This window comes from Enterobacter cloacae complex sp. HYC033_NIDB (genome assembly GCF_056673335.1).
Window position 1 is genome coordinate 612,684 of sequence record NZ_CP115123.1, and the last position, 23,056, is coordinate 635,739.

The following is a 23,056-nucleotide window of genomic DNA, read 5'->3' on the forward strand; positions in this document are numbered from 1 at the left end:
GTAGCGCCATCCGGCATTTTTTGGCAGATGGCGCTTCGCTTACCTGCCCTACAAATAATTCATTACTCCGGTAACTGGCTCTTGCGGCTACGCATGCGCGAGCCAATCCAGAACACCAGCGCCACAGACAGTACCGCAGGCAGGAAGTTAGAGCCAATATCCGGATACTCTGCGCGCACCACGGTGCTGTACAACAGTACACCCAGAATAAAACAGGCTGCGGCCAGTCCCGGTAACCCAACCGGCATGGTGCGGTTCAGATAACGTTGATGCAGGCAGTACACCGTCAGCACCAGCGCGATAATCGGGAAAATCGAGAACGGTACAATTGAGCTAAAAACCGCCGCAAACGTACCATTGATGGATAAGCCAGCGATCAATGCCAGCAACAGCGTTCCTTTATCCTGACCTGACTGTTTCATTACTCACCTTCACTCATCGTTTTGATGTGCCAACTTCTCTTGTTCACGGCGATACCAGTAGTACGCACCTTTAGAAATCATCCGCAGCTGCAATACCAGTCGCTCTTCGAGTTGCTTACGTTGTTCAATGCTGACATCCAGCGCTTCGGCACCCGCGCTGAAAACAATCGTCACCATCGCCTCGGCCTGTGCTTCAGTAAACGCACGCGGCATATGGTTTTCGAGTTCAAGATAGTCGGCAAGTTCCGCGATGAAATGCTGAATTTCACGCGCGACGGCGGCACGAAACGCGGCTGAAGTTCCGGAACGCTCACGCAACAGCAGGCGAAACGCGTTAGGGTTATTGCCGATAAATTCCATAAATGTCGACACGGAGGTGCGGATCACGCTGCCGCCTTTGGCGATACGCTGACGCGCCTGACGCATAAGCTGGCGCAGCATCAAACCGCTCTCGTCGACCATGGTCAGGCCCAGTTCATCCACATCACGGAAATGACGATAGAAGGACGTTGGCGCAATCCCGGCCTCGCGCGCCACTTCACGCAGGCTCAAACTGGCAAAACTCCGCTCAGCACTCAGTTGACTGAATGCGGCTTCCACCAGCGAACGCCGGGTTTTCTCTTTTTGTTGTGCTCTTACGCCCATCACGATAGTTGAATCCTTCCAAAGGCCCGTTGGCACTATACCAGAGAATAAAATTAATCTGTTTACCTGGCTTTGTGAATGATTGTTTACGGGCGGTTTGTGCTCCACTGCCCGAAAAAAGCACAACGATAATTGGGTTACCCTGGCAATGATGTTATGATTCTGTTGCTTTTATGTATAAGAACAGGTAAGCCTTGCCATGCCACATTCCTACGATTACGACGCAATAGTTATTGGTTCCGGCCCCGGCGGCGAAGGTGCTGCTATGGGTCTGGTAAAACAGGGAGCCAGAGTAGCGGTTATTGAGCGCTACCATAACGTCGGCGGCGGTTGCACCCACTGGGGCACCATCCCTTCGAAAGCCCTCCGCCACGCCGTTAGCCGCATTATCGAATTTAACCAGAACCCTCTTTACAGCGACCACTCCCGACTTCTTCGCTCCTCCTTTGCCGATATCCTGAATCACGCAGACACGGTCATTAACCAGCAGACGCGCATGCGTCAGGGTTTCTATGAGCGCAACCACTGTGAAATTCTGCAAGGGAACGCGCATTTTGTGGATGAACACACCCTGGCGCTGGAGTGCCACGACGGTTCGGTTGAGACGCTCACCGCTGAAAAATTTGTGATCGCCTGCGGCTCCCGTCCTTACCATCCGGCAGACGTGGATTTCTCGCACCCGCGCATTTACGACAGCGACTCCATCCTCAGCCTGCACCACGAGCCACGCCATGTGATCATCTACGGCGCGGGCGTGATTGGCTGCGAATATGCGTCGATTTTCCGGGGAATGGAGGTCAAAGTTGATCTGATCAACACCCGCGACCGGCTGCTGGCGTTCCTCGATCAGGAGATGTCAGATTCCCTCTCCTACCACTTCTGGAACAGCGGCGTGGTGATTCGCCACAACGAAGAGTACGAGAAAATCGAAGGCTGCGACGACGGTGTGATCATGCACCTGAAATCCGGTAAGAAGCTGAAGGCGGACTGCCTGCTGTACGCCAACGGCCGTACCGGCAACACGGATTCATTGCAGCTGGAGAATATCGGGCTTGAAACCGACAGCCGCGGTCAGCTCAAGGTCAACAGCATGTACCAGACTGCGCTGCCGCACGTTTACGCGGTGGGCGACGTGATTGGTTACCCAAGCCTGGCCTCCGCCGCGTACGATCAGGGCCGCATCGCCGCACAGGCGCTGGTGAAAGGTGAAGCGACGGCGCATCTGATTGAAGATATCCCGACGGGCATCTACACCATTCCGGAAATCAGCTCTGTCGGCAAAACCGAGCAGCAGCTGACGGCCATGAAGGTGCCTTACGAGGTGGGTCGTGCCCAGTTTAAACATCTGGCGCGGGCGCAAATCGTGGGAATGAGCGTAGGTACGCTTAAGATCCTGTTCCATCGCGAGACGAAAGAGATCCTCGGTATTCACTGCTTCGGTGAACGCGCGGCGGAAATCATTCATATCGGCCAGGCGATCATGGAGCAAAAAGGTGGTGGCAACACCATTGAGTACTTCGTTAACACCACCTTTAACTACCCGACCATGGCGGAAGCTTATCGGGTAGCTGCGCTGAACGGCTTAAACCGCCTGTTTTAACGCGCTGTCGAAATGGCCATCCATCGCACCCCGGATGGCCTCTGCCAGCTGCTCATAGCGGCTGCGCAGCGGTGACCCCGGACGATAAACCAGACCAATGGTGCGACGCGGCTCCGGCTTAATACAGGGCAGATAGACCACGCCATCACGTTTACGCTCGTGCGGCACCGCCAGCGCCGGCAGCAGCGTAATACCGCTTCCCGCCGCCACCATATTACGCAGCGTTTCCAGGCTGGTTGCGCGGAAATGGGTATCTTCATCGGCACCCGCTTCGAAGCAGAAGCCCATCGCCTGATCGCGCAGACAGTGGCCATCTTCCAGCATCAGCAGTTTTTCACCGGCCAGATCGGCCATCGGCACGCGATCGCGGTTCGCCCACGGGTGATCTTCATAGATCGCCAGCATCATCGGCTCATCGAACAGCGGTACTTCAATAAACGCTTCACTCTCTTTGACCAGCGCCAGGATCGCGCAGTCGAGCTTGCCGCTGTCCAGCTGCGCCAGCAGCTGATGGGTTTGCGCTTCATGCAGGTACATTTCGAGTTTCGGGAACGTCTGGTGCAGCATCGGAATGATTTGCGGCAACAGGTACGGGCCAACGGTTGGGATCAGGCCAATATGCAGCGGGCCGGACATCGCTTCCCCCTGCTGGCTTGCCATTTCCTTGAGCACTTTGACCTCGCGCAGTACGGTGCGCGCCTGATCCACCAGCAGAAGACCTGCCTGCGTGAACAGTACCTTACGACTGGTGCGCTCCAGCAGCATCACGCCCAGCTCATCTTCCAGCTTGCGGATCTGACCGCTCAGCGTTGGCTGGCTGACGTGGCAGGAGTCTGCCGCGCGGCGAAAATGGCGATGCTCAGCTAACGCTACCAGGTATTCAAGATCACGAATATTCATTATTCATCCTCCGTCGCCACGATAGTTCATGGCGATAGATAGCATAGCAACGAACGATTATCCCTATCAAGCATTCTGTTGAATAATACATCACATAGACGAGGCGGCACGTGTTTGACCCTTGACGTCCCCGCACCGTCAGCGAGTTTCTCTCAAAACTCGAAAAACTAAAGCCAACGTGAACTTTTGCGGACCCCGTGGTCCGCTTTTTTTGCGTAAAAAAAAGCCCAGCACTAAGCCAGGCTCCGTTTTTCTCCCTCTCCCTGTGGGAGAGGGCCGAGGTGAGGGCACCAGCCCGCACTATTCAAACCAATTCAAACCAACCGGTTTTTCGCATCCGCAATCGCCTGCGCTACCTGCTTCGGCGACACGCCACCTTTCGCTGCACGCTTATCCAGGCAGGATTGCAGGGCCAGAATCGGGTAGACATCATCCCCGATAACCGCGCTGAATTTTTGCAGGTCGGCAAGCGCCAGCTCTTCAAGGGCTTTACCCTGACGAATCGCTTCCACCACCGCTTCACCCACAATATGGTGCGCCTCGCGGAACGGTACGCCTTTCGCCACCAGGTAGTCCGCCAGCTCGGTAGAGTTAGCATACCCCTGCTGCGCCGCTTCCTGGCAGCGCGGACGTTTCACCTGAATGCCGTCCAGCACCAGCGCGCCCATATGCAGACAGTCCAGCCAGGTGTCGAGCGCGTCGAACAGCCCCTCCTTGTCTTCCTGCATGTCTTTGTTGTATGCCAGCGGCAGCCCTTTCAGGGTCATCATCATACCGGTCAGCGCGCCCTGCACACGGCCACACTTACCGCGGATCAGCTCCAGCGCATCCGGGTTTTTCTTCTGCGGCATCAGGGAGGAGCCGGACGTCACGCGGTCGGACAGCTCTACAAACCCGGCTTCGCCAGAGTTAAAGAAGATCAGGTCTTCGGCAAAGCGCGACAGGTGCACCATCCCGATAGAGGCATTCGAGAGCAGCTCCAGCACGTGGTCACGGTCAGAGACGCTGTCCAGGCTGTTGCGGGTGGCGGAGGCAAAGCCCAGCCAGCCTGCCAGCTGCTCACGGTCGATTTCATACGCCGTACCGGCCAGCGCGCCGCTGCCCAGCGGGCTGACGTCCAGACGCTTTAAGGTATCCTGTAAACGGCTCTCATCACGCGCTAGCATCTCAACGTAGGCCAGACACCAGTGCGCGAACGTCACCGGCTGCGCGCGTTGCAGGTGGGTATAACCCGGCATCACCGCATCCTGATTGCTCTGCGCGGTGTCCACCAGCGCGCTCTGCAACTGACGATTCGCCGCCAGCAGTTCGCCGACGGTCTCTTTGCACCACAGCTTCAGGTCGGTCGCCACCTGGTCATTACGGCTACGCCCGGTATGGAGCTTTTTACCCAACTGGCCGACTTTATCGATCAGTTTGCCTTCCACCCAGCTGTGAATATCTTCGGCATCGCTCTGGAGGATTTGCTCCGGATCCAGACGCACCTCTTCCAGCAGGTTGTTCAGCGCCTCTTCCAGCTGCTGCTGTTCGTCTGCGGTCAGCACGCCAACGGTCACCAGCGCTTTGGACCAGGCCACAGAGCCGACAATATCCTGTTCGGCCAGGCGGTAGTCGAAGCGCAAAGAGTCGTTGAACTGTTTGAACCGCTGATCCGCTGCCTGTGTAAAACGCCCACCCCAAAGTGCCATAACGAATTTCCTTAATGATGATATTTTTGCCCGGTGGCGCTGCGCTTACCGGGCCTACAAAATTCACGTAGGCCGGATAAGCGAAGCGCCATCCGGCACAGAATCTTAAGCCAGAATACGCGTGCCAATCGGCGTGCCGTTAAACAGCGCCGGAAGCTGCTCTGCGTGACGCCAGGAGGCGATATCCACCGGGCGGCCCAGCGTGCGGGCCGCATCCAGCGCGGCGTTCACTTTAACGATCATGCCGTCGGTAATAATGCCCTGATCGATCAGCTGCTCGGCTTTTGCGGCGGTCATTTCCGCAATGCGCTGGCCTTTGCCGTCCAGAATGCCGCTCACGTCGGAGAGCAGGATCAGGTCTGCGCCCAGCGTTGCCGCCAGCGCCGTCGCCGCCTGGTCCGCATTGACGTTCATCAGTTCGCCCTCTTCGGTCACGCCGATTGAGCTCACCACCGGCAGGAAACCGCCTTCCAGCAGGGTGTTAATCAGCTCAGGCGAACCTGGCTGCGCCAGTCCAACATGGCCAAGCTCTTCGTCGAGCTGGGTCACTTTTACGCTATCGCCATCGCCCAGAAAGAGGCCAACGGAGGCGATATGGTGTTTCTTCGCCCACGCCAGCAGCGTTTTGTTCGCCGTTCCCGCCAGCGCGCCGGTAATGATGTCAATCTGATCCGCTGGCGTCACGCGCAGGCCATTTTTCTTTTTCACCGGCAGGTTGAGCCCTTTCATCAGCTCATCCACCACGCAACCGCCGCCGTGCACAATCACCAGCGGACGTTGGTGTGATTCGCGATAGTTCACCAGTGCGGTAAACAGGCGCTCCAGCGCTTCTTCGCTGTCCAGCAGTACACCACCGAGTTTGATAATTAATGGATTCATCATCACACCTTAAATAAGAGCCTGCGTTTCAGGGAAGCCGAAACGAATATTTGCACACTGCATTGCCTGTGCGGCAGCGCCTTTGAGTAAGTTATCTTCTGCGGCGACCACAATCAGATGCTCGCCCTGCACGGCAAAGCCGATGTCGCAGAACGGCAGGCCAACCACGTTTTTCAACGCCGGCACGCCTTTGTCATACAGGCGCACCAGCGGTTTATCCGCATACGCCTGCGTGAAGACCTCGCTCACCTGTTCTTTGGTCACACCCGGCTTCAGGCGGCAGGTAATGGTTTCGAGGATCCCACGCGGGAAGCTGCCGAGGTGCGGGGTGAAAATCACGTCCGCGCCCAGATGGGTGGTGATTTCAGGGTGATGACGGTGATTAAACACGCCATACGGCTGAAGGCTCACTTCGCAGAAGCTGTTGGAGATCGCCGCTTTGCGCCCGGCGCCGCTCACGCCACTGGTGGCGTTGATCACCGGCCACTGATGCAGATCCAGCAGACCGGCGTCGATCAGCGGCTTCAGGGAAAGCTGCGCCGCCGTCGGGTAGCAGCCCGGCACGGCAATCAGATCCGCTTCTTTCAGTTTGTCAGCGCTCCACTCCGCCAGGCCGTACACCGCTTTTTCGAGCAGATCCGGGTGCTGATGGGTGAAACCATAATATTTTTCGTAGAACGCGCTGTCGTTAACGCGAAACGCGCCGGAGAGATCAAAGACCACGCAGCCGGCCGCTAAAAATTGCGGTGCCAGGTCGTGGCTAACTTCATGCGCCGTGGCTAAAAACACAACGTCAACGCCGTCGGTGAACTCGCTGATGTCAGACATGGGCTCCAAAGGCAAATCAACCACGCCCTTAAGCTGTGGATGCAAATCGGAAATTAACTTTCCGGCATCATTGCTTTGCGCTGACACGGTCAAAGCGGTTATGGTCATATGAGGGTGGCGATTTACGTAGCTTACAAGCTCTGCGCCCGCATAACCGCTAGCGCCTACAATCAGCGTATTCAACATCGGGTTCCTTTATGCTCAACGATAATGTATTTTTATTCACATTTATTGCATGAATATTGATACTATCACGACCTAAGGTGTGTCAACAATGAAAATGAACTTACCGCCATTTATCGAGATTTACCGCGCCCTGATTGCCACACCCTCCATCAGCGCGACGGAAGAAGCCCTGGATCAGAGCAATGAGTCTTTAATCAATCTGCTGGCGGGTTGGTTTAGCGATCTTGGGTTTAACGTTGAGGTTCAGCCCGTCCCCGGAACACGCCACAAATTTAACCTGCTCGCCAGTACCGGACATGGCGCGGGCGGCCTGCTGCTGGCTGGCCACACTGACACCGTGCCGTTTGATGATGGCCGCTGGACGCGCGATCCGTTCACGCTGACCGAACATGACAACAAACTCTACGGTTTGGGCACCGCCGACATGAAAGGCTTTTTCGCCTTTATCCTCGACGCGCTGCGTGACGTGGACGTGACAACCCTGAAAAAGCCGCTCTACATTCTGGCGACCGCCGATGAAGAGACCAGCATGGCGGGCGCACGTTATTTCTCTGAAAACACATCGATTCGTCCTGACTGCGCGATCATCGGCGAACCGACCTCTCTGCAACCGATTCGGGCGCACAAAGGCCATATTTCTACCGCGGTGCGCGTGCTCGGACAGTCCGGCCACTCCAGCGATCCGGCGCGCGGCGTGAACGCCATCGAGCTGATGCATGACGCGATTGGCCGCATCATGACCCTGCGCGACGATCTGAAAGAGCGCTATCACTACGAGGCGTTCACCGTGCCGTATCCGACGCTAAACCTCGGCAGCCTGCACGGCGGTGATGCGTCCAACCGTATCTGCGCCTGCTGCGAACTGCATATGGATATCCGTCCTCTGCCGGGCATGACGCTGAGCGATCTGGATGGCTTACTGAACGAAGCGCTGGCACCGGTCAGCGAGCGCTGGCCGGGCCGTCTGACGGTCTCCGAACTGCATCCGCCGATTCCAGGCTACGAATGTCCGCCTGACCATCAGCTGGTTCAGGTGGTAGAAAAACTGCTCGGCGAGAAAACCGACGTGGTGAACTATTGCACCGAAGCGCCGTTTATTCAGACGCTGTGCCCGACGCTGGTTCTGGGCCCTGGCTCCATCAACCAGGCCCACCAGCCGGACGAATATCTCGAAACCCGCTTCATCAAGCCCACTCGCGAACTCATTACCCAGGTTGTGCATCACTTCTGCTGGCATTAAAAACGCACCGAACAGTCCCCTCTCCCTGTGGGAGAGGGTTAGGGTGAGGGCAACAAATCGCATGATCTTCGTCACATTCCCATAAGCATCTCTTATCTGACGCAATACGAATTAAATTTCGTAAATTACCCACATTTATTCGTTTGCTGAACCGTTTTCGCAGCAATTGACGACGGGGGTTTTACGTGGCTTTATAAAGGGAGATGACAAAATAATGTCCAGAAGATTTTCGCATGGGCATAAACAAAAATGATGGGGTGACTGGGTTTTTATGAACGAACAATATTCCGCGTTGCGTAGTAATGTCAGTATGCTCGGCAAAGTGCTTGGAGATACCATCAAAGACGCACTGGGGGAGAACATCCTCGACCGCGTTGAAACCATCCGCAAGCTGTCCAAATCTTCCCGCGCCGGTAACGAGGCCAATCGTCAGGAGCTGCTCACCACCTTGCAGAACCTCTCCAACGATGAGCTGCTGCCCGTTGCCCGCGCCTTCAGCCAGTTCCTGAACCTGGCAAACACCGCTGAGCAATACCACAGCATTTCGCCAAAAGGCGAAGCGGCCAGCAACCCGGAAGTCATTGCCCGCACCCTTCGTAAACTCAAAGACCAGCCCGACCTCAACGAAGCGACCATCAAAAAAGCGGTAGAATCCCTTTCGCTGGAGCTGGTACTGACCGCACACCCAACCGAAATCACCCGTCGTACGCTGATCCACAAAATGGTGGAAGTGAACAACTGTCTGAAGCAACTGGATAACAAAGACATTGCCGACTACGAACGTAACCAGCTTATGCGCCGTCTGCGCCAGCTGATTGCCCAGTCCTGGCACACGGATGAAATTCGTAAGCATCGCCCAAGCCCGGTCGACGAAGCCAAATGGGGCTTTGCGGTGGTGGAAAACAGCCTGTGGGAAGGGGTCCCCAACTACCTGCGCGAGCTGAACGAACAGCTGGAAGAGAACCTGGGCTACCGCCTGCCGGTTGATTTTGTTCCGGTGCGCTTCACCTCCTGGATGGGCGGCGACCGCGACGGCAACCCGAACGTGACGGCGGAAATCACCCGCCACGTCCTGCTGCTGAGCCGCTGGAAAGCGACCGACCTGTTCCTGAAAGATATTCAGGTGCTGATCTCCGAGCTGTCGATGGTGGAAGCCACGCCGGAACTGCGCGCGCTGGCCGGTGAAGAAGGCGCCAGCGAACCGTACCGTTTCCTGATGAAAAAACTGCGCGGTCAGCTGATGGCCACTCAGGTCTGGCTGGAAGCGCGCCTGAAAGGCCAGCGCCTGTCGAAGCCGGAAGGTCTGCTGAGCCAGAACGAACAGCTTTGGGAGCCGCTGTACGCCTGCTATAAATCGCTCCAGGCCTGTGGGATGGGCATCATTGCCAACGGCGAACTGCTCGACACCCTGCGCCGCGTGAAGTGTTTCGGCGTGCCGCTGGTGCGTATCGACGTTCGTCAGGAAAGTACCCGTCATACCGAAGCACTGGGCGAGCTGACCCGCTACCTCGGCATCGGCGACTATGAAAGCTGGTCAGAAGCCGACAAACAGGCGTTCCTGATCCGCGAGCTGAACTCCAAGCGCCCGCTGCTGCCGCGCAACTGGGAGCCAAGCAACGACACCCGCGAAGTGCTCAACACCTGTAAAGCGATCGTGGATGCGCCGAAAGGATCGGTGGCCGCCTATGTGATCTCCATGGCGAAGACCCCGTCCGACGTGCTGGGCGTTCACCTTCTGCTGAAAGAAGCGGGCATTGACTATGCCCTGCCAGTGGCCCCGCTATTTGAGACCCTCGACGACCTGAACAACGCTAACGACGTGATGACCCAGTTGCTGAACATCGACTGGTATCGCGGCTTTATTCAGGGCAAACAGATGGTGATGATTGGCTATTCCGACTCCGCGAAAGATGCGGGCGTGATGGCAGCCTCCTGGGCGCAGTATCAGGCGCAGGATGCGCTAATCAAAACCTGCGAAAAAGCCGGTATTGAACTGACCCTGTTCCACGGACGCGGCGGCTCCATTGGTCGTGGCGGTGCGCCTGCACACGCAGCGTTGCTCTCTCAACCACCAGGAAGCCTGAAAGGCGGCCTGCGCGTGACCGAGCAGGGTGAGATGATCCGCTTCAAGTACGGCCTGCCGGAAGTGACCATCAGCAGCCTGTCGCTCTATACCAGTGCGATCCTGGAAGCCAACCTGCTGCCGCCGCCGGAGCCAAAAGAGTCCTGGTGCCGGATCATGGACGAGCTGTCTGACATCTCCTGCGACCTCTATCGCGGCTACGTGCGTGAAAACAAAGACTTTGTGCCTTACTTCCGCTCAGCCACGCCTGAGCAGGAGCTGGGTAAACTGCCGCTGGGTTCGCGCCCGGCCAAGCGTCGCCCGACCGGCGGCGTTGAATCCCTGCGCGCCATTCCGTGGATCTTCGCCTGGACGCAAAACCGTCTGATGCTGCCGGCCTGGCTGGGTGCCGGTGCGGCGCTGCAAAAAGTGGTGGAAGACGGAAAGCAGAGCGAACTGGAAACCATGTGCCGCGACTGGCCGTTCTTCTCTACCCGTCTGGGCATGCTGGAGATGGTCTTCTCGAAAGCCGACCTGTGGCTGGCGGAATACTACGATCAGCGTCTGGTGAAACCAGAGCTGTGGGCGCTGGGTAAAGAGCTGCGCGAGCTGCTTGAAGGCGATATTAAAGTGGTGCTGGATATCGCTAATGACTCCCACCTGATGGAAGACCTGCCGTGGATCGCCGAGTCTATCCAGCTGCGTAACATCTACACCGACCCGCTGAACGTTTTACAGGCTGAACTGCTGCACCGTTCGCGTCTGGCGGAGGAGGAAGGTAAAGAGCCGGATCCGCGCGTTGAACAGGCGCTGATGGTAACGATAGCAGGCGTTGCGGCAGGTATGCGCAACACCGGTTAATGCTCAGTGCCCGGCAGCGCTACACTTGCCGGGCACTTCTCGATCTTCCCCCTTCCCTGATCTCCCCCTCAATCTTTGCCACCGGTAAGGCAATCACGTTTCACTTAGACGTAGCGCAACAAATGACCGGCACGCCGGGAGTAGAGTCACTCTTAGTGCAGTTCGAACAGGACAGAATTTACCTCATACACTAAGGGAGTAATGTTATGGACCGTGTCATTCAATCCCCGGGAAAATACATCCAGGGCGCAGATGTTCTCACTCGCCTCGGCGACTACCTGAAGCCGCTGGCAAATCGCTGGCTGGTGGTGGGCGATAAATTTGTGCTGGGTTTTGCTGAAGAAACCCTGCGCCAGAGTTTTAAAAAAGCCGGACTCCATGCCGAAATTGCACCATTTGGTGGCGAATGTTCGCAAAATGAAATCGATCGCCTGAAAAAGCTGGCCGACAGCGCTGACTGTCTGGCGGTGCTGGGTATCGGCGGCGGAAAAACGCTGGATACTGCCAAAGCGCTGGCCCACTTTATGGACGTGCCGGTGGCCATTGCCCCGACCATTGCCTCCACCGATGCGCCGTGCAGCGCCCTTTCCGTGATTTATACCGACAGCGGCGAGTTCGATCGCTACCTGATGCTGCCGCACAACCCGAACATGGTGATTGTCGATACCAAAGTGGTGGCGGGCGCACCTGCGCGCCTGCTGGCCGCCGGGATTGGCGATGCCCTGGCAACCTGGTTTGAAGCGCGTGCCTGCTCACGTAGCGGCGCGACGACCATGGCGGGCGGCAAGTGCACGCAGGCAGCGTTAGCGCTGGCAGAGCTGTGCTACAACACGCTGGTTGAAGAGGGCGAGAAAGCGATGCTGGCGGCGGAACAGCACGTGGTCACACCGGCGCTGGAACGCATTATCGAAGCCAACACCTATCTCAGCGGCGTGGGCTTTGAAAGCGGCGGGCTGGCGGCGGCGCATGCCATTCACAACGGCATGACGGCGGTGCCGGATGCGCATCATTTCTACCATGGTGAAAAGGTCGCGTTCGGCACGCTGACGCAACTGGTACTGGAGAACGCGCCGGTTGAAGAAATTGAGACCGTCGCCGCGCTTTGCCACAGTGTTGGGCTGCCGATCACGCTGGCGCAGCTGAATATCAAAGAGGATATTCCGGCCAAAATGCGGCTGATCGCGGAGGCGTCCTGTGCCGAAGGGGAAACCATTCACAACATGCCTGGCGGCGTAACGCCGGATCAGGTCTATGCGGCGCTGCTGGTGGCGGACCAGTACGGACAGCGATTCTTGCAGGAGTGGGAGTAACGAAAAAAGCCGGGTGGCGCTGCGCTTACCCGGCCTACATGGCACTTTAATTTGTAGGCCGGGTAAGGCGTAGCCGCCACCCGGCACAATGGCTACTTCACATCAAACCGGTCCAAATCCATCACTCGCGCCCACGCGGCAACAAAATCACGAACGAACTTCTCGTGTGCATCACTGCTGGCGTAAACTTCGGCCAGCGCACGCAGGACGGCGTTTGAACCGAAGACCAGATCGGCGCGGGTCGCGGTGTATTTCACTTCCCCGCTGGCGCGATCGCTACCGGCAAACAGCTCGTTTGAGTCGTCGGTCGCTTTCCACTGGGTGTTCATATCCAGCAGATTAACGAAGAAGTCGTTGCTCAGCACGCCCTCGCGGTTGGTAAACACGCCATTCTTGCTGCCATCGAAGTTTGCACCCAGTACGCGCAGACCGCCGATCAGCACCGTCAGTTCCGGCGCGGTCAGGGTCAGCTGCTGGGCTTTGTCGATCAGCAGCGACTCCGTGGTGGATACATCCACCTGCGCACGGTAGTTGCGGAAACCGTCAGCAACCGGTTCGAGCAGGTTAAACATCTCGATGTCCGTCTGGTCCTGACGCGCATCCACGCGGCCCGGGGTGAACGGTACGTTGACGTAAACGCCCGCGGCTTTCGCCGCCTGCTCAACGCCCACAACACCTGCCAGCACGATGATATCGGCCAGTGAGGCTTTATTAGTGGTGCGCTGGATAGCTTCCAGAGCCGGTAACGCCCGCACCGCTGCGGCGTTCACATCCCAGTCGCGCTGAGGCGCCAGCGCCAGACGCGCGCCGTTAGCGCCGCCACGCTTGTCGCCGCCGCGGAAGGTCGATGCCGACGCCCAGGCAACCGAAACAAGCTCGCTCACGGAGAGACCAGAGGCCGCGATTTCCGCTTTCAGGCTTTCAATATCTTCCTGCGTCGGATGGAACACCGGCTGAGGCAGCGGATCCTGCCAAATCAGATCTTCTTTCGGTACTTCCGGGCCGATGTACCGCGCTTTTGGCCCCATATCGCGGTGGGTCAGCTTGAACCACGCGCGCGCAAAGGCTTCGTTGAAGGCCTGCGGATCGTTCAGGAAGCGGCGGGAAATTTTCTCGAATTCCGGATCAAAACGCAGCGTCAGATCGGTGACCAGCATGGTTGGCTTGCGTTTTTTCGACGGGTCGAACGGGTCAGGCATAATTTCCGGCGCATCCACGGCTTCGAACTGAATGGCGCCCGCCGGGCTACGCGTCTGCACCCATTCGTATTTGAACAGGTTCTCGAAGAAGTAATTGCTCCACTGGGTCGGGGTTTGAGACCAGATAACTTCCAGCCCGGAGGTGATGGCGTCAGCGCCAATACCGGTGCCGTGCGTGCTGGCCCAGCCCAGGCCCTGCGCTTCAATCGGCGACGCTTCCGGGTCAGTGCCCACGTGCGTGGCTTCACCTGCGCCGTGCGTTTTACCGAGCGTATGGCCGCCCGCAATCAGCGCGACGGTCTCTTCGTCATTCATGCCCATGTTGCCAAAGGTGGCGCGGATCGCCGCCGCCGCAGACAGCGGTTCACCGCTGGCGTTCGGCCCTTCCGGGTTAACGTAAATCAGGCCCATTTCGGTGGCCGCAAGCGGGCGCTTCGCCAGCGCTTCCGGGTCACGGTGGGTCAGCCAGGCTTTTTCATCGCCCCAGTTCACGTCCAGATCCGGTTCCCAGACGTCTTCACGCCCGGCACCGAAACCAAAGGTGCGGAAGCCGGAGTTCTCCAGCGCCACGTTACCCGCGAGGATAAAGAGGTCAGCCCAGGAGATTTTTTGTCCGTATTTTTGCTTAATTGGCCACAGCAGGCGGCGAGCCTTATCCAGGCTGACGTTATCCGGCCAGGAGTTCAGCGGTGCAAAGCGTTGCTGACCGCGTCCGGCGCCGCCGCGACCGTCAACGGAGCGATAGGTACCCGCACCGTGCCAGGCCATACGGATAAACAGGCCCGCATAGCTGCCCCAGTCGGCAGGCCACCACGGTTGTGAGTCGGTTAACAGTGCTTTGAGATCGCCCTTAAGGGCGGAATAGTCGAGCTTGCTGAATTCTTTGCGGTAGTCGAAGTCTTCACCCAGAGGGTTAGAACGGCTGGAGTGTTGATTAAGTAGATCGATGCGAAGTTGTTTAGGCCACCATTCTTTGCTGCCGGTACCTGCACCCGCGCTATGATCGACGCCGCCCTGGTGGAACGGACATTTGCCGGCGGATGCCGCGTTATTGGTCTCGTCTGACATGCTCATCGCTATGCTCCCTTTACAGTGTTACCGTTACGATATACACCACTAGCGATAAGAGATAGTTGAATTAATCCACAGATTCGATAGCTAATACCTTTTAACTCTCCGTTCGATTAAAAATCCCTCACTTTATGAGGGTTTTTTACTTTACAGCGCCGGGCGAACACCGAGCGTATGGCAAATGGCGTAGCTCATTTCCGCGCGGTTCAGGGTATAGAAATGGAAATCTTTCACCCCTTCGCGACTTAAAATCTTCACCATGTCCATCGCAATATTGGCCCCCACCAGCTTACGGGTTTCCGGATCGTCGTCCAGCCCTTCGTACATTTTGGACATCCACAGCGGAATGCGCACGTTGGTCATATCAGCGAATTTCTTCGCCTGTTTGAAGTTCGAGACCGGCAGAATGCCAGGAATGATTTCGACATCAATACCCGCCGAGACGCAGCGGTCGCGAAAGCGCAGGTAGCTTTCCACGTCAAAGAAGAACTGAGTAATCGCGCGGTTAGCACCGGCCTCCACTTTACGCTTCAGGTTGAGCAGATCCGCCTGGGCGCTTTTGGCTTCCGGGTGAACTTCAGGGTAGGCGGCCACGGAGATATCAAAGTCGGCAACGTCTTTCAGCAGCCCGACCAGATCGGTGGCATACATCTCCGGCTTGCCGCTGCCTGGCGGGAGGTCGCCGCGCAGGGCCACAATGTGGCGAATGCCGTTATTCCAGTAGTCCTGGGCAATGGCGCGTAGTTCATCACGGGTGGCGTCGATACAGGTCAGGTGCGGTGCCGCTTCCAGACCGGTTCGATCTTTAATGCCCTTAATGATGCTGTGCGTGCGGTCACGCTCACCGGAGTTGGCGCCGTAGGTCACAGAGACGAACTTCGGCTTGAGGCTGCTCAGGCGATCGATAGAGCTCCACAGGGTTTGCTCCATTTCACTGGTGCGCGGCGGGAAAAATTCAAAAGAGACGTTAATCTGGCCGTTTACTTCGGCCAGGCTCTGATTCAGGGCTTCCCGCTGGTTGGCGTGAAAAAAGCTCATACCTTACCTCTATCTTTCGCGTGTCGTTGTTTGTTGTGTTGTGAACTTCTATACGTTTAGACGTCCAGATGTAAAAATGACGGAAAAGCGGGATGACGTCAACAGAAATAATCAACATTAACGGTGAGGTTTGTTCAGGGAAGATGAAGGGCGCTCATGATGGGGGTGAGTGCGGTCTGCTGCCCTCACCCTAACCCTCTCCCACGGGGAGAGGGAACAAGCGAAATTACAGCAGCTTAGCCAGACGATTAATATCAGACTGAATGGCTCCTGCGGTGACATCGCGTCCCGCGCCCGGGCCACGGATCACCAGCGGGTTATCGCGATACCAGCGGCTTTCGATGGCGAAGACGTTGTCGCACGGCAGGAGCGCCGCCAGCGGATGTTCAGGACGCACCGCCTCCACGCCCACGCGCGCTTTACCGTTCGCCTCGAAACGCGCCACGTAACGCAGCACCAGGCCCATCTCGTTAGCCGCTTCCAGACGTTGCACCATCTGCTCGTTCAGCTCGTCACCGTTCTCGAAGAAGTGATCGACGGACCCCTCCTCGCAGCCCGCAGGCACCAGAGACTCAACGCGTACCTGACCCGGCTCAATGTCGTAGCCGGCTTCACGCGCCAGGATCACCAGCTTACGCATCACATCTTTACCGGCAAGGTCAACGCGCGGATCCGGCTCGGTTAAGCCCTGCTGCCACGCCTGATCCACCAGGTCGGTGAACGGAACGGTGCCATCAAACTGCAAAAACAGCCAGGAGAGCGTGCCGGAGAAGATCCCGCTCAGCGCCAGAATGCTGTCGCCGCTTTCAATCAGGTCGCGCACGGTATGGTTCACCGGCAGGCCCGCGCCAACGGTGGCGTTATACAGCCAGTGACGGCCCGTTTTTTCGAACGCGTCGTGGATCTGACGGTATTTATCAGTGCTGCTCGCGCCCGCCAGCTTGTTGGCGCTGATGACGTGGAAACCGTGGCTGGCGAAATCCAGATACTGATCGGCCAGCTGTTCGCTGGCAGTCACGTCCAGCACCACCAGATCGTCGTACGGGTGCGCGCGCATCCACAGGAACAGCGACTCTTCATCCTGCTCAACCGCTTCATCGTTAAAGAAGGCCAGCGCCCGGCTGGCGTCCAGCCCTTCGTAGTTCAGCAGGCTGCGGCGGCTGTCCACCACCCCTGCCAGAATAAATTCAAACCCGGTACGCGCCGAAAGCGTTACCTGCTCGCGGGCGAACAGCTCCAGCCAGCGGGAACCGATATTCCCTTTCCCGAACAGTACCAGGCCGATGCGTTTTTCCGCGCGGAACAGGGAGGTGTGCAGACCCTGAATCAGGCTTTCGGTTGGCCCTTTACGCAGCACGGCAACCAGACTGATGCCCTCTTCCGACTGCCAGGTGAACTCCACCGGCTGACCTTTCAGTTGCTGCCAGAAGCGGTGGCAGTGGAGCGGGTTACGGGTGACGCCCGCGCCCACCATCGCCACCAGCGCCAGCCCCTGACGCAGGCGAAGCTCGCCCGGCAGGCCCGCTTCATCCAGAATTTTCAGGGCGCTGTCCACCACTTCAGCGGTATAGCAGAACTGCAACAGCTGACGATCGTTATGTACGCCAACGGCCAGCGGACGCACCTGGGCACGTTTCAGGATGGTGTCGATATCTTTGTGGGCCAGTTTGAAATCCTGGCCCGCAGGCACCTGGAACTCAATCAGGCAGATGTCATCATGGCTGGTGACAATGCGCGCGCCCGTACCGGATGCCAGCACGCGCTCGATGCGGGTGGAACCCTGATCCGGCGTGTAGCTACAGCGTAGTTGCAGGTCGATGTCGCTGCCGGAAACCGGCTGTAGCGTGCGCGCGTGCAGCACCGGGGCCGCCAGACGCGCCAGTTCGCTCGCTTCGTCGAGACGCAGCAGCGGCAGCAGGCAGGCATCTTTTACTTTGCGCGGGTCCGCGCTGTAGACACCGGCCACGTCGCTCCAGATGGTGACGCGGGACACGCCCGCCAGGGCGCCAATCTGCGTTGCCGAGTAGTCAGAGCCGTTACGGCCCAGCAGAACGGTTTCGCCAGCATTGCTGCGGCTGATAAAACCGGTGACGACAATACGTTTACCAGGATGTTGCACCAGCAGCTGTTGCAGCAGCGGGTAAGACAACCCTTCGTCCACCTGCGGCTGTGCGGCACGTTCGGCACGCAGGAAATCACGCGCGTCGAGCCAGGCGGCTTCCACACCAAGATGTTGCAGCACGGCGGCCATCAGGCGCGCAGACCACACTTCACCGTGGCCAACCACTTCCGCATACACTGCATCGGTAATGCCGCTGTCCAGCAGAGCGGCCAGACGCTCAAGGTCGTGCGTAAAAGCGCTAATCAGCCCATCCGCCACGTCCGCAGGCAGCAAACCGGCAATCAGTTCACTCTGGTAACGACGTAAGGACTGTTGCACCTGATGCGCAGAGAGGCGATCGGTCTGGCTCAGTTTCAGCCAGCTAATCAACTGATTGGTGGTGCTGCCCGCCGCAGAGACAACCATCATGTCCCCCGGCTGTGAATACTCGGTCATGATCCCTGCGACACGCAGGTAACATTTCACATCAGCAAGACTACTACCACCAAACTTGTGCAGCTGACGACCCTTCGTCCCTGCCTGCGCTATCACACTCATGATTACCCCTTGGCTGCGACCCGGAAGCCATTTTCCAGATCGGCAATTAAATCTTCAGAATCTTCAATACCGGTCGAGATACGCAGCAGCGTCTCGGAAATCCCGGCGGCGGCACGTGCTTCGGGTGCCATACCTGCGTGCGTCATGGTTGCGGCGTGGGAGATCAAGCTTTCTACTCCCCCTAAGGATTCCGCCAGCGTAAACAATGACAACCCGCTCAGGAAGCGACGCAGCGTTTGCTCGTCACCGTCCAGTTCAAAACTTAACATCGCGCCAAATCCTTTCTGTTGGCGCGCGGCAATCTCGTGCCCCTGATTTTCCGGCAGCGACGGGTGATAAAGCTTCTTCACCAGCGGCTGGGTTTTCAGGAAATCCACGATCGCCTGGGCATTACGCTGCGCCACGTCCATACGCGGCGACAGCGTACGGATGCCGCGCAACAGCAAATAGCTGTCGAACGCGCCCGCGGTGACGCCAATGTTATTGGCCCACCATGCCAGTTCGGTGACTACCTCAGGATCTTTGGCAATCACCACACCTGCTACTACGTCAGAATGGCCGTTCAGATATTTAGTGCATGAATGCAACACCAGATCGGCACCAAGTGCCAGTGGGTTCTGAAGGGCCGGACTGAGGAACGTATTATCCACTACACTTATCGCTCCCGCATCCCTTGCGAGCTGACAAATTTTCGCAATATCGACTACGCGCAACAATGGATTGCTTGGACTTTCCACCAGCACCAGCTTCGGCTGCTCGGCAAGCGCCTGTTTCAGCGCCTGTTCGTCGTTTTGATCGACAAACAGCACACGGTAGCAGCCACGTTTCGCCAGGCTATCAAACAGACGATAGCTACCGCCATAACAGTCGTGCGGCGCCACCAGCAGATCGCCAGGTTTCAGGAACACCGTAGTCACCAGGTGAATGGCAGACATGCCGGTATTGGTTAATACCGCACCCGCGCCGCCTTCCAGTTCCGCCAGCGCGCGCTGGGTGACGTCACGCGTAGGATTGCCGCGACGCGAGTAGTCATGCGCGCGGGGTTCATTAAATCCGGTGAAATTATAGGTGCTGGAGAGATGAATTGGTGGGACAACGCAGCCGTACTGCTCGTCATCATTCAATCCGCTACGCACTGCGATGGTGGCCTGTTTACGCGTCATGGTGAGGCTTCCTGGCGAATGAGGTGAAAAGTCAGGCACCAGAGTAAACATTGAAAGTATGGACGTCAATACATCTGGACATCTAAACTTCTTTGCGTATAGATTGAGCAATGTGCAAATAGCCGTTAAAATTATATGCTTTAGGACACGCTACAGCGGCAATATCCGTGCCTCGGTATCGTCTCTACGGTAAACTACGCAAGATTACGGTTCAAAACTGATGGTTACCGGTTTTGCACCTTTAGATTAATGACTGAGAGGATTAAAGGTATCTCATGGCTGAATGGAGCGGCGAATATATCAGCCCATACGCTGAGCACGGTAAGAAGAGTGAGCAAGTCAAGAAAATCACGGTGTCCATTCCTCTGAAGGTGTTGAAGATCCTCACCGATGAACGTACGCGTCGTCAGGTGAACAACCTGCGTCACGCCACCAACAGCGAACTGCTGTGCGAAGCGTTCCTGCATGCGTTTACCGGCCAACCGTTGCCGAACGATGACGATCTGCGCAAAGAGCGCAGTGACGAAATTCCAGAAGAGGCGAAGGTGATCATGCGTGAACTGGGTATCGACCCGGATACGTGGGAATACTGATAAGCGGATACAAAAAAGGCACCTTGCGGTGCCTTTTTTTCGGGAAACTTATTTAGCGCCCGGGATGCTGAAACGCTTGTTGAAGCGGTCAACACGGCCACCGGTTGCAACATCACGCTGCTTACCAGTGTAGAACGGGTGGCATTTGCCGCACACGTCCAGGTTCAGATCGTGACCCACGGTAGAGCGGATCTGGATAGAGTTACCGCAAGAGCAGTTTGCAGTAATCATTTCGTATTTCGGGTGAATATCTTTTTTCATGGGAGAACCTCAGTTAAGGCCGCGTCGCTCTTCCAGCCCTAACGCCAGACACCACGCGATGTTGAATGTAAGTTCTTTGGCGTAAAATACACCAAAGGCGGCGAATCATACAGAATTTGACCAACGTATGCAAACTGATCCGCACGCCGCTTTCACTAATGTGTATACTAACGCGCCACTTTTCAAGTCAGGAAGATTCGATGCCCGTCGCTCACGTTGCCCTGCCCGTTCCGCTTCCCCGCACCTTTGACTACCTGCTGCCCGACAGCATGAGCGCCAAAGCGGGCTGTCGCGTGACCGTGCCGTTTGGCAAACAGCAGCGTGTGGGGATCGTGGTGTCCGTCAGCGAACACAGCGAACTGCCGCTTAACGAGCTGAAATCGGTTTTTGAGGTGCTGGACAGCGAGCCGGTTTACTCCACCAGCACCTGGCGACTGCTGCTGTGGGCGGCAGATTATTATCATCATCCGATTGGCGACGTGCTGTTCCATGCCCTGCCCATTATGCTGCGCCAGGGCAAGAGCGCCAGCCACGCGCCAATGTGGTACTGGTTTGCCACCGAGCAGGGCCAGGCTGTGGACATTAACAGCCTGAAGCGCTCGCAGAAACAGCAGCAGGCGCTGGCCGCGCTGCGCCAGGGAAAAATCTGGCGCCATCAGGTCGACGAGCTTGAGGTAAGCGAAACCGCGTTGCAGGCATTAAGGAAGAAAGGGTTGAGCGAGCTGGCCAGTGAAGCCCCTGCCCTTCACGACTGGCGCGACGGCTTTTCCGTCTCGGGCGATCGCCTGCGTCTGAATACCGAGCAGGCCACCGCCGTAGGCGCGATTCACAGCGCCGCCGACCATTTTTCCGCCTGGCTGCTGGCGGGCGTCACCGGATCCGGTAAAACCGAAGTGTATCTGAGCGTGCTGGAAAACGTGCTCGCGCAGGGCAAACAGGCGCTGGTGATGGTGCCGGAAATCGGCCTGACGCCGCAAACCATCGCGCGTTTTCGTGAACGCTTTAATGCGCCCGTTGAGGTCCTGCACTCCGGCCTGAACGACAGCGAGCGCCTCAGCGCCTGGCTGAAAGCGAAAAACGGCGAAGCAGCAATTGTGATCGGCACACGTTCATCGCTGTTTACGCCCTTTAAAAATCTCGGCGTTATCGTAATCGATGAAGAGCATGACAGCTCCTATAAACAGCAGGAAGGCTGGCGCTATCACGCCCGCGACTTAGCCGTGTACCGCGCCCACAGCGAGCAAATCCCCATTATTCTCGGGTCCGCCACCCCCGCGCTTGAAACGCTGCACAACGTTCGCCAGCGTAAATACCACATGCTGCGCCTGACGCGCCGTGCGGGGAATGCCCGCCCGGCCATTCAGCATGTGCTGGATTTGAAAGGCCAGCAGGTGCAGGCCGGGTTAGCGCCTGCGCTGATTAGCCGCATGCGCCAGCATTTGCAGGCGGGCAACCAGGTGATCCTGTTCCTGAACCGCCGCGGCTTCGCGCCTGCGCTGCTGTGCCACGACTGCGGCTGGATCGCGGAGTGCCCGCGCTGCGATCACTACTACACCTTCCACCAGGCTCAGCGCCATTTACGCTGCCACCACTGCGACAGCCAGCGTCCGGTCCCCCGTCAATGCCCGTCCTGCGGCTCAACGCACATCGTGCCGGTCGGTCTGGGAACGGAACAGCTTGAACAGGCGCTCGCGCCCTTCTTCCCGGACGTACCCATCTCCCGTATCGACAGGGATACCACCAGCCGTAAAGGGGCGCTGGAACAGCAGCTTGCGGAAGTACATCGCGGCGGCGCGCGCATCCTGATTGGTACTCAGATGCTGGCGAAAGGGCACCACTTCCCGGACGTGACGCTGGTCGCCCTGCTGGACGTCGACGGCGCGCTGTTCTCCGCGGATTTTCGCTCCGCCGAGCGTTTCGCCCAGCTTTATACCCAGGTTGCCGGTCGCGCTGGTCGGGCGGGTAAGCAGGGCGAGGTGGTGCTGCAAACGCACCACCCTGAACATCCGCTGCTGCAAACTCTGCTGCACAAAGGCTATGACGCCTTCGCGGACCAGGCGCTGGCCGAACGCCAGACGATGCAGCTTCCCCCGTGGACCAGCCACGTTATCATCCGTGCGGAAGATCATAATAACCAGCAGGCGCCGCTGTTCCTGCAACAGCTGAGAAACCTCCTGCAAGCCAGCCCGCTGGTGGATAATCAGCTGTGGATTTTAGGCCCGGTACCCGCGCTCGCCCCGAAACGCGGGGGCCGTTTCCGCTGGCAACTCTTACTTCAGCACCCCTCGCGTATCCGTTTACAGCAGATCGTCAGCGGCACGCTGGCGCTGATCAATACCCTACCGGAAGCGCGAAAAGTGAAGTGGGTTCTTGACGTCGATCCGATTGAAGGCTGAAGACGGATCGAAAAATTTAATGCGCCTCACACTTTTTATGAAAATTCTGTAACCG

General features: G+C 57.6%; 17 protein-coding genes. 6 read left to right on the forward strand and 11 right to left on the reverse strand.

What is annotated here, in order from left to right; genetic code table 11:
* Nucleotides 1-62: 62 nt before the first annotated feature.
* Both O1721_RS02950 and fabR read right to left on the reverse strand, forming a co-directional pair.
* The gene (locus O1721_RS02950; RefSeq protein WP_017383113.1) at nucleotides 63-422 is read right to left on the reverse strand and encodes a YijD family membrane protein; all 360 of its coding nucleotides are present in this window, start codon (nucleotides 420-422) and stop codon (nucleotides 63-65) included.
* A gap of 9 nt (nucleotides 423-431) precedes the next feature.
* Nucleotides 432-1,070 (reverse strand): HTH-type transcriptional repressor FabR, encoded by a 639-nt coding sequence (gene fabR, locus O1721_RS02955; RefSeq protein ID WP_003862059.1) that lies wholly within the window; start codon nucleotides 1,068-1,070, stop codon nucleotides 432-434.
* 196 nt (nucleotides 1,071-1,266) lie between these two features.
* Here fabR and sthA point away from each other — a divergent pair, with 196 nt between their 5' ends.
* Nucleotides 1,267-2,667 carry a Si-specific NAD(P)(+) transhydrogenase gene (gene sthA / locus O1721_RS02960; protein WP_003862057.1) on the forward strand — a complete coding sequence of 467 codons (1,401 nt, stop codon included), beginning with the start codon at nucleotides 1,267-1,269 and terminating at the stop codon, nucleotides 2,665-2,667.
* Here sthA and oxyR read toward each other — a convergent pair.
* The 4 genes from oxyR to argC all read right to left on the reverse strand — a co-directional run bounded on the left by oxyR (nucleotide 2,650) and on the right by argC (nucleotide 7,148).
* The gene (gene oxyR, locus O1721_RS02965; RefSeq protein ID WP_003862055.1) at nucleotides 2,650-3,567 is read right to left on the reverse strand and encodes a DNA-binding transcriptional regulator OxyR; all 918 of its coding nucleotides are present in this window, start codon (nucleotides 3,565-3,567) and stop codon (nucleotides 2,650-2,652) included. The two genes, sthA and oxyR, sit on opposite strands and share 18 nt — an antisense overlap.
* Nucleotides 3,568-3,881: 314 nt before the next feature.
* Nucleotides 3,882-5,255 carry an argininosuccinate lyase gene (gene argH / locus O1721_RS02970; RefSeq protein WP_032104309.1) on the reverse strand — a complete coding sequence of 458 codons (1,374 nt, stop codon included), beginning with the start codon at nucleotides 5,253-5,255 and terminating at the stop codon, nucleotides 3,882-3,884.
* Between the two features lie 105 nt (nucleotides 5,256-5,360).
* Nucleotides 5,361-6,137, reverse strand: a complete 777-nt coding sequence (argB, locus tag O1721_RS02975; RefSeq protein WP_096159761.1) for an acetylglutamate kinase — start codon at nucleotides 6,135-6,137, stop codon at nucleotides 5,361-5,363.
* Nucleotides 6,138-6,143: 6 nt separating this feature from the next.
* Complete coding sequence (gene argC / locus O1721_RS02980) at nucleotides 6,144-7,148, reverse strand: N-acetyl-gamma-glutamyl-phosphate reductase (protein WP_032649844.1); 1,005 nt, start codon at nucleotides 7,146-7,148, stop codon at nucleotides 6,144-6,146.
* A gap of 88 nt (nucleotides 7,149-7,236) precedes the next feature.
* On the opposite strand from argC, the gene argE reads away from it, so the two are divergent.
* The 3 genes from argE to gldA all read left to right on the forward strand — a co-directional run bounded on the left by argE (nucleotide 7,237) and on the right by gldA (nucleotide 12,621).
* Nucleotides 7,237-8,388 (forward strand): acetylornithine deacetylase, encoded by a 1,152-nt coding sequence (gene argE, locus O1721_RS02985; RefSeq protein WP_015569956.1) that lies wholly within the window; start codon nucleotides 7,237-7,239, stop codon nucleotides 8,386-8,388.
* 271 nt (nucleotides 8,389-8,659) lie between these two features.
* Complete coding sequence (ppc, locus tag O1721_RS02990) at nucleotides 8,660-11,311, forward strand: phosphoenolpyruvate carboxylase (RefSeq protein ID WP_032649846.1); 2,652 nt, start codon at nucleotides 8,660-8,662, stop codon at nucleotides 11,309-11,311.
* Nucleotides 11,312-11,517: 206 nt separating this feature from the next.
* Nucleotides 11,518-12,621 (forward strand): bifunctional L-1,2-propanediol dehydrogenase/glycerol dehydrogenase, encoded by a 1,104-nt coding sequence (gldA, locus tag O1721_RS02995; protein WP_003862047.1) that lies wholly within the window; start codon nucleotides 11,518-11,520, stop codon nucleotides 12,619-12,621.
* A gap of 92 nt (nucleotides 12,622-12,713) precedes the next feature.
* Here gldA and katG read toward each other — a convergent pair whose 3' ends face one another.
* From katG to metB, 4 genes are all read right to left on the reverse strand, one after another.
* The gene (katG, locus tag O1721_RS03000; RefSeq protein ID WP_017383105.1) at nucleotides 12,714-14,894 is read right to left on the reverse strand and encodes a catalase/peroxidase HPI; all 2,181 of its coding nucleotides are present in this window, start codon (nucleotides 14,892-14,894) and stop codon (nucleotides 12,714-12,716) included.
* Between the two features lie 144 nt (nucleotides 14,895-15,038).
* Nucleotides 15,039-15,929 (reverse strand): methylenetetrahydrofolate reductase, encoded by an 891-nt coding sequence (gene metF / locus O1721_RS03005; protein WP_032104303.1) that lies wholly within the window; start codon nucleotides 15,927-15,929, stop codon nucleotides 15,039-15,041.
* Nucleotides 15,930-16,155: 226 nt separating this feature from the next.
* Nucleotides 16,156-18,588 (reverse strand): bifunctional aspartate kinase/homoserine dehydrogenase II, encoded by a 2,433-nt coding sequence (locus O1721_RS03010; protein ID WP_017383103.1) that lies wholly within the window; start codon nucleotides 18,586-18,588, stop codon nucleotides 16,156-16,158.
* Between the two features lie 2 nt (nucleotides 18,589-18,590).
* Nucleotides 18,591-19,751 (reverse strand): cystathionine gamma-synthase, encoded by a 1,161-nt coding sequence (gene metB, locus O1721_RS03015; protein WP_015569951.1) that lies wholly within the window; start codon nucleotides 19,749-19,751, stop codon nucleotides 18,591-18,593.
* Nucleotides 19,752-20,026: 275 nt separating this feature from the next.
* Here metB and metJ point away from each other — a divergent pair, with 275 nt between their 5' ends.
* Entirely contained in the window at nucleotides 20,027-20,344 is a 318-nt protein-coding gene (gene metJ, locus O1721_RS03020) for a met regulon transcriptional regulator MetJ (protein ID WP_006179183.1), read from the forward strand.
* Nucleotides 20,345-20,392: 48 nt separating this feature from the next.
* Here metJ and rpmE read toward each other — a convergent pair whose 3' ends face one another.
* Nucleotides 20,393-20,605, reverse strand: a complete 213-nt coding sequence (gene rpmE / locus O1721_RS03025; RefSeq protein WP_003862040.1) for a 50S ribosomal protein L31 — start codon at nucleotides 20,603-20,605, stop codon at nucleotides 20,393-20,395.
* A gap of 200 nt (nucleotides 20,606-20,805) precedes the next feature.
* On the opposite strand from rpmE, the gene priA reads away from it, so the two are divergent.
* Complete coding sequence (gene priA, locus O1721_RS03030) at nucleotides 20,806-23,001, forward strand: primosomal protein N' (protein WP_032649851.1); 2,196 nt, start codon at nucleotides 20,806-20,808, stop codon at nucleotides 22,999-23,001.
* Nucleotides 23,002-23,056 lie beyond the last annotated feature (55 nt).